General features: G+C 65.7%; 5 protein-coding genes. 4 read left to right on the top strand and 1 reads right to left on the bottom strand.

Features of this window, described 5'->3' with window-relative positions; all coding sequences use genetic code 11:
- On the bottom strand, positions 1 to 281 hold a 281-nt coding region (locus AC1DKV_RS39750), incomplete at its 3' end, for an asparaginase domain-containing protein (protein WP_477139666.1).
- Between the two features lie 337 nt (positions 282 to 618).
- Between AC1DKV_RS39750 and aspA the strand changes: the two genes are divergently transcribed.
- From aspA to AC1DKV_RS39730, 4 genes are all read left to right on the top strand, one after another.
- A complete protein-coding gene (aspA, locus tag AC1DKV_RS39745) occupies positions 619 to 2,046 on the top strand; it encodes an aspartate ammonia-lyase (protein ID WP_477139665.1) in 1,428 nt (475 codons plus the stop codon).
- 119 nt (positions 2,047 to 2,165) lie between these two features.
- Positions 2,166 to 3,506: a dicarboxylate/amino acid:cation symporter gene (locus AC1DKV_RS39740; protein ID WP_477139664.1), complete on the top strand. Its 1,341-nt coding sequence runs from the start codon at positions 2,166 to 2,168 to the stop codon at positions 3,504 to 3,506.
- Positions 3,507 to 3,694: 188 nt separating this feature from the next.
- A complete protein-coding gene (gene aceE, locus AC1DKV_RS39735) occupies positions 3,695 to 6,388 on the top strand; it encodes a pyruvate dehydrogenase (acetyl-transferring), homodimeric type (protein ID WP_477139663.1) in 2,694 nt (897 codons plus the stop codon).
- A gap of 20 nt (positions 6,389 to 6,408) precedes the next feature.
- A partial coding sequence (locus AC1DKV_RS39730; protein WP_477139662.1) for a biotin/lipoyl-containing protein occupies positions 6,409 to 7,169 on the top strand: 761 nt, incomplete at its 3' end.

Genomic DNA, 7,169 nt, shown 5'->3' with positions numbered 1-7,169 from the left:
ACGTTGGCGATCTTCGAGATCTCGGGCACCGAGGCGATGATCTTGTCCACCGGCACCACCGCCGACTGGTAGGCGGCGGTATTGGTGGCGGCGGCACCGGCGCCAGCGATGGTGCCGCCGGTGCCGATGATCACGATATTGGCCTTGCGGGCTTCGCTGGCCTGTGCCGGCGCGCCGGCGGCAGGGGCGGAGGGAGCAAGCTGGGCATGGGCAACGCCGGTGGTCAGGCTGGCGGCAAGCAGCAAGGCGCTGAGAGTATTAAGACGTGCAAAACGCTTCATGGTTTTCTCCATGCGGTGGATATCAGGCGCTCGGCGAGTGCCCGCCAAATGGTGACGACAGGTGATGAGCGGGCGATGATACGGCAACCAAAAAGCGCCMGGATCCGTATAAGCCCTGATACGTCGATGCAAAATTCGCAGCGAAATATGCGGAAAAATCATCGTCCGGCGATCCCGGCCCGCCTGCCGCTCTCCAGCCCCTCGTGGCGCCTTGCCGATAGCGTGCCGCATGAGTATTTMGCGCCATGCCATGACAAATTCGCATCATAGTCGCCACCTGTCGGCGGTTTATCTAGAGTCGGGTCCTCCCTGATGCAAATTTGCGAGGCGCAATGCAATGACCGCTCGAACCTTTAGAACCGAACATGACCTGCTGGGCGATCGCGAGGTCCCGGCGGACGTCTACTACGGTGTGCACACCCTGCGCGCGGTAGAGAACTTTCCGATCACCGGCACCCCCATCTCCATCTACCCCGAGCTCATCAAGGCCCTGGCCTACATCAAGCAGGCGGCCGCGCTGGCCAACCATGAACTGGGCCTGCTCGACGAGCCCCGCTGCGACGCCATCGTGGCGGCCTGCGCGGAACTGCTCGGGGGCAAGCTGCACGACCAGTTCGTCGTCGACGTGATCCAGGGCGGCGCGGGCACCTCGACMAACATGAACGCGAACGAGGTCATCGCCAACCGCGCGCTCGAACTGCTGGGACACAACAAGGGCGAGTACCAGTACCTGCACCCGAACGAGCAGGTCAACATCGGCCAGAGCACCAACGACGTCTACCCGTCGGCGCTCAAGGTCGCCACCTGGTTCGGCATCCTGGGCCTGGTGGATGCCATGGGTGTGCTGCGGCGCGCCTTCGAGCGCAAGGCCGAAGAGTTCAGGCATGTCCTGAAGATGGGCCGCACCCAGTTGCAGGACGCCGTGCCGATGACGCTGGGCCAGGAGTTCAGCACCTACGCCGTGATGCTCGGCGAGGACGAGGAGCGGCTGCGCGAAGCGGCCCTGCTGATCTGCGAGATCAACATGGGCGCCACCGCCATCGGCACGGGCATCACCGCGCACCCGGACTACGCGCCGCTGATCCTCAAGCGGCTCAAGGAGATCACCGGCATTCCGCTGATGACCGCGCCGAACCTGATCGAGGCCACGCAGGATTGCGGCGCCTTTGTGCAGCTCTCCGGCGTGCTCAAGCGCGTGGCGGTCAAGCTCTCCAAGACCTGCAACGACCTGCGGCTGCTGTCCAGCGGCCCGCGCGCCGGGCTGGGCGAGATCAACCTGCCGGCCATGCAGGCAGGCTCCAGCATCATGCCCGGCAAGGTGAACCCCGTCATCCCGGAGGTGGTCAACCAGATCGCGTTCGAGGTCATCGGCAACGACATCACGGTCAGCTTCGCGGCCGAAGCCGGCCAGCTGCAACTCAACGCCTTCGAGCCGATCATCGCGCACAGCCTGTTCAAGAGCGTGAGCCATCTGCGCAACGGCTGCCTGACGCTGGCCGAACGCTGCGTCAACGGCATCACCGCCAACGAAGAGCGCCTGCGGGCCACGGTCGAGAACTCCATCGGCATCGTGACCGCCCTGAACCCGTACATCGGCTATGCCAACGCCACCGCCGTGGCGCAGGAGGCCCATGCCAMCGGCGGCAGCGTGTACGAGATCGTGCTGCAAAAGGGCTTGCTGACCCGGGAGGAACTGGACCAGATCCTGCGCCCGGAAGTGCTGACGCAGCCGACCCAGCTGAGCCTGGCGCCCCGCGCGCGCTGATCCGGGGGGCAAGGCGTGTCCGGCGCCAGGCAAGGCCCCACCGGCCCCACCGCCCCCGCCCTGCCCCGATTCCGACGGTCAGACCAGGATCTGGCCGCAACTGCTGGAGACAACGCACAATGAAGGCAAACAAGCTCACAACCCGGATCATGATCGCCATGGTCCTGGGCATCGTCACCGGCTATCTCTGCAACCGCCTCGTGCCCGATGCGGCCATGGCCAAGGAGATTGCCAGCTACTTCTCCATCGTCACCGACGTCTTCCTGCGGCTGATCAAGATGATCATCGCGCCGCTGGTGTTTGGCACGCTGGTGGCGGGCATCGCCGGCATGAAAGACGCCAGCGCCGTGGGCCGCATCGGCATCAAGGCGCTCGGCTGGTTCATCACCGCGTCGCTGATATCGCTGCTGCTCGGCATGTTCTTCGTGGACCTGCTGCAGCCCGGGCATGCACTGAACCTGCCACTGCCCGAAATCGGCGCGGCCACCAACCTCAAGACCTCCACGCTGAACCTGAAGGACTTCATCACGCACGTCTTCCCCAAGAGCGTGTTCGAGGCGATGGCGCAGAACGAGATCCTGCAGATCCTGGTGTTCTCGCTGTTCTTCGGCTTTGCCATTGCGTCGTTCAAGGGCAAGGTGGGCCATCACCTGGTGGCGTCGATCGAGGAACTGGTGGCGATCATGCTGCGCGTCACCGACTTCGTGATGCGCTTCGCGCCGCTCGGCGTGTTTGCCGCCGTCGCCGCCGCCATCACGGTGCAGGGCATTKGCGTGCTGTTTACCTACGGCAAGTTCATCGGCGGCTTCTACCTGGGCTTGCTGGTGCTGTGGCTGGTGCTGACCGCGGCGGGCTACCTGTTCCTGGGCACCCGGGTGTTCACGCTGCTCAAGCTGATCCGCGAGCCGACGATCCTGGCGTTCTCCACCGCCAGCAGCGAGGCGGCCTACCCCAAGACCATGGAGCAGATGGAGAAGTTCGGGGTGCCCAACAAGGTGACCGGCTTCGTGCTGCCGCTGGGCTACTCGTTCAACCTCGACGGCTCGATGATGTACCAGGCATTCGCCGCGCTGTTCATCGCCCAGGCCTACAACATCCAGATGAGCCTGACCCAGCAGATCACCATGCTGCTGGTGCTCATGGTCACCAGCAAAGGCATTGCCGGCGTGCCCCGTGCCTCCATCGTGGTGGTGGCGGCGACCCTGCCGATGTTCAACCTGCCGGAAGCCGGCCTGCTGCTGATCCTGGGCATCGACCAGTTCCTCGACATGGGCCGCACCGCCACCAACGTCATCGGCAACAGCATCGCCACGGCCGTCGTTGCCAAATGGGAAGGTGAGCTTGGCGCCGCGCAGGACCCCGATGCCGCGGGGGCCCTGGAGGCCGAGGACATTACCGAGGCGCCGTCGCTACAACCCCGGGCCGTCCAGGCGCGGGTATTCCCTGACACCCCCGCATGAAATCTCATAACGATCACCCCGCCTGAATATGGATTCCCGACCGGGCAGCCGGACTGCCACGGCGGGATTCCTTTCCAATCAATCACTTGCGTAACCCGCATCCCCGCGCTTGCCGTGGCACATCTCTTGCTGAATAGCTCTGCCACTGCAGCACCTGACACAACCAAAACAGAACACGTGGAGACACTATGAGCGCACGAGAAGCGGGCGATCTCGATCCTATCGAGACCGCGGAATGGCTTGAGTCCTTGCAAGCGGTGACCCAGCACCGCGGAGCCGAGCGCGCCAACCAGCTGGTCAATACGCTGGTGGACGAGGCGCGACGCGATGGCCTCTATGTGCCGCGCTCCCTGACCACGGGCTACCGCAACACCATCGCCCCCAAGGACGAAGCGCAATCGACCGGCGACCGCGCCATCGAGCATCGCCTGCGCTCGATCATCCGCTGGAACGCCATGGCGATCATCCTGCGCGCCAACAAGGAATCGTMGGAGCTGGGTGGCCACATCGCCAGCTTCCAGTCGGCGGCCACGCTCTACGACATTGGCTTTGGCCACTTCTGGCACGCGCCCACCGACACCCATGGCGGCGACCTGCTCTACATCCAGGGCCACAGCGCGCCGGGCATCTATGCCCGCGCCTTTGTCGAAGGGCGGCTCACCGAGCAGCAGTTGCTGGGCTACCGCCAGGAGACCGGCGGCACCGGGCTGTCCTCMTACCCGCACCCCTGGCTGATGCCGGACTTCTGGCAGTTCCCCACCGTGTCGATGGGCCTGGGGCCGCTGATGTCGATCTACCAGGCGCGCTTCCTCAAGTACCTGCAAGGCCGCGGCCTGGCGGACACGGCGGCGCGCAAGGTCTGGGCCTTCATGGGCGACGGCGAGATGGACGAACCCGAATCGCTGGGCGCGATCTCGCTGGCCGGCCGCGAGCGGCTGGACAACCTGATCTTTGTCATCAACTGCAACCTGCAACGGCTGGACGGCCCGGTGCGCGGCAACGGCAAGATCATCCAGGAGCTGGAATCGGTCTTCCGCGGCGCCGGCTGGAACGTGATCAAGGTGGTCTGGGGTGGAGGCTGGGACAAGCTGCTGGCCAGGGACAAGAGCGGCCTGCTGCTAAAGCGCATGGAAGAATGCGTCGACGGCGAGTACCAGGATTTCAAGAGCAAGAGCGGCGCCTATGTGCGCGAGCACTTCTTTGGCAAGTACGAGGAGCTCAAGGCGCTGGTCGCCGACATGAGCGACGAGGAAATCTGGGGCCTCACGCGCGGCGGCCACGATCMCGAGAAGGTGTTTGCCGCMTACGCGGCGGCCGTGAAGCACACCGGCGAGCCGACGCTGATCCTGGCCAAGACGGTCAAGGGCTATGGCATGGGCGAATCCGGCGAAGGCCAGATGATTGCCCACCAGGCCAAGAAGATGACGCAGGACGCCCTGCGCGGCTTCCGCGACCGCTTCCAGATTCCGGTCAGCGACGACCAGCTGGCCGACGTGCCCTTTATCAAGCCGGCCGAGGACAGCCCGGAGATGCAGTACCTGCGCGCCCGGCGCGCGGCGCTGGGCGGCTACCTGCCGGCACGCCGCAGCAAGTCCGCCTCGCTGGAGATCCCGCCGCTGTCCAATTTCCAGCGCCTGCTGGACAGCACCGGCGAGCGCGAGATCTCCACCACCATGGCCTTCGTGCAGATGCTGGGCACGCTGGTCAGGGACAAGGCCATTGGCAAGCATGTGGTGCCCATCGTGCCCGATGAATCGCGCACCTTCGGCATGGAAGGCATGTTCCGCCAGCTCGGCATCTATTCGTCGGTCGGCCAGCTCTACAAGCCGCAGGATGCCGACCAGCTGATGTACTACCGCGAGTCCAAGGACGGCCAGGTGTTGCAGGAAGGGATCAACGAAGGCGGCGCGATGTCCAGCTGGATTGTGGCCGCGACCTCGTACAGCACGAGCAACGTGCCGATGATCCCGTTCTACATCTACTACTCGATGTTCGGGCTGCAGCGGGTGGGCGACCTGGCGTGGCTGGCGGGCGATATCCGCGCGCGCGGCTTCCTGCTGGGCGGCACCGCCGGGCGCACCACGCTCAACGGCGAAGGCTTGCAGCACGAGGACGGCCATAGCCACATCATCGCCGGCACCATCCCGAACTGTGTCTCCTACGACCCTACCTTCGCCTATGAAGTGGTGACCATCGTGCGCGAGGGCATGCGCCGCATGTACGAGCAGCAGGAGGATGTGTACTACTACATCACCCTGATKAACGAGAACTACACGCACCCGGGGCTGGCCGAAGCGGGCGCCGGCGCCGGCACCGAGGAAGGCATCCTCAAGGGCCTGTACCTGCTCAAGGACGGCGGCAAGGCCGGCAAGGGCGGGCTGCGCGTGCAACTGATGGGCAGCGGCACCATCCTGCGCGAGGTGATCGCGGCGGCCGAACTGCTGAAGGCGGACTTCAACGTCACCGCCGACATCTGGAGCGCCCCCAGCTACAACGAGCTGCGCCGCGACGGCATGGCCACGGAACGCTGGAACCTGCTGCACCCCACCGAGCCGCGCCGCAAGAGCTGGGTCGAGGCGAGCCTGGCGGGCCATGACGGCCCGGTGATCGCCTCCACCGACTACATGCGCAACTACGCCGACCAGGTGCGCGAATACGTGCACGCCGCCGGGCGCCGCTACGTGGTGCTCGGCACCGATGGCTTTGGCCGCAGCGACTACCGCGCCAAGCTGCGCAGCTTCTTCGAGGTGGACCGCTACCACGTGGCCGTGGCCGCGCTCAAGGCGCTGAGCGATGACGGCGCGATCAAGCCCGCGGTGGTGGCCGAGGCCATTGCCAGATACGGGGTGGATAGCGAGCGCGCAGCGCCGTGGACGGTCTGAGAGGCGAAGGAATAAAGACAATGAACCAAGCCATTGAAATCAAGGTGCCCGACATCKGCGACTTCAAGGACGTGCCGGTGATCGAGCTGTTCGTCAAGGTGGGAGACCTGGTCAAGGCCGAGGACCCGCTCGTCTCGCTGGAGTCGGACAAGGCCACCATGGAAGTGCCCGCGCCGCACGGCGGCGTGGTCAAGCAGATCCACGTCAAGCTGGGCGATGCCGTCAGCGAAGGCAGCGTGCTGATGCAATTCGAAGGCGCCGGGGCCGGCACTGCCGCCGCCGCGCCGGCGGAAGCGGCCAAGCCCAGCGTGAGCGCGCCGCCCGCCCCGGTCAGCGCGCCGGCCGGGCTGGCCGAAGTGCGCATTCCCGACATCGGCGACTTCAAGGACATCCCGGTGATCGAGATCTTCGTCAAGGTCGGCGATACCGTGAAGGCCGAGGATGCGCTGCTGTCGCTGGAGTCCGACAAGGCCACCATGGACGTGCCGGCCCCGCTGGGCGGCGTGGTGCGGGAGATCCGCGTGGAGGTGGGCGATACCGTCAGCGAAGGCAGCATCATCATGGCGCTGGCCACCGGCGATGCGCCGGCGGCGACGGGCGCAGCCCCCGCCGTGGCAGCCGCGCTTGCAGCTACTGCCGCGCCCGCTGGCGCCGCTACCGCTGCCACTACCACCGCCGCTGCCGCATCCGGTGGCGTCGACGAAGCCGCTTTTGCCCTTGCCTACGCCAGCCCGGCGGTGCKCAAGCTCGCCCGCGAGACCGGCGTGGACCTGGGCAAGGT

This window comes from Cupriavidus sp. 05T41, from assembly GCF_056396525.1.
This window is presented reverse-complemented; position numbering and strand designations above follow the sequence as displayed.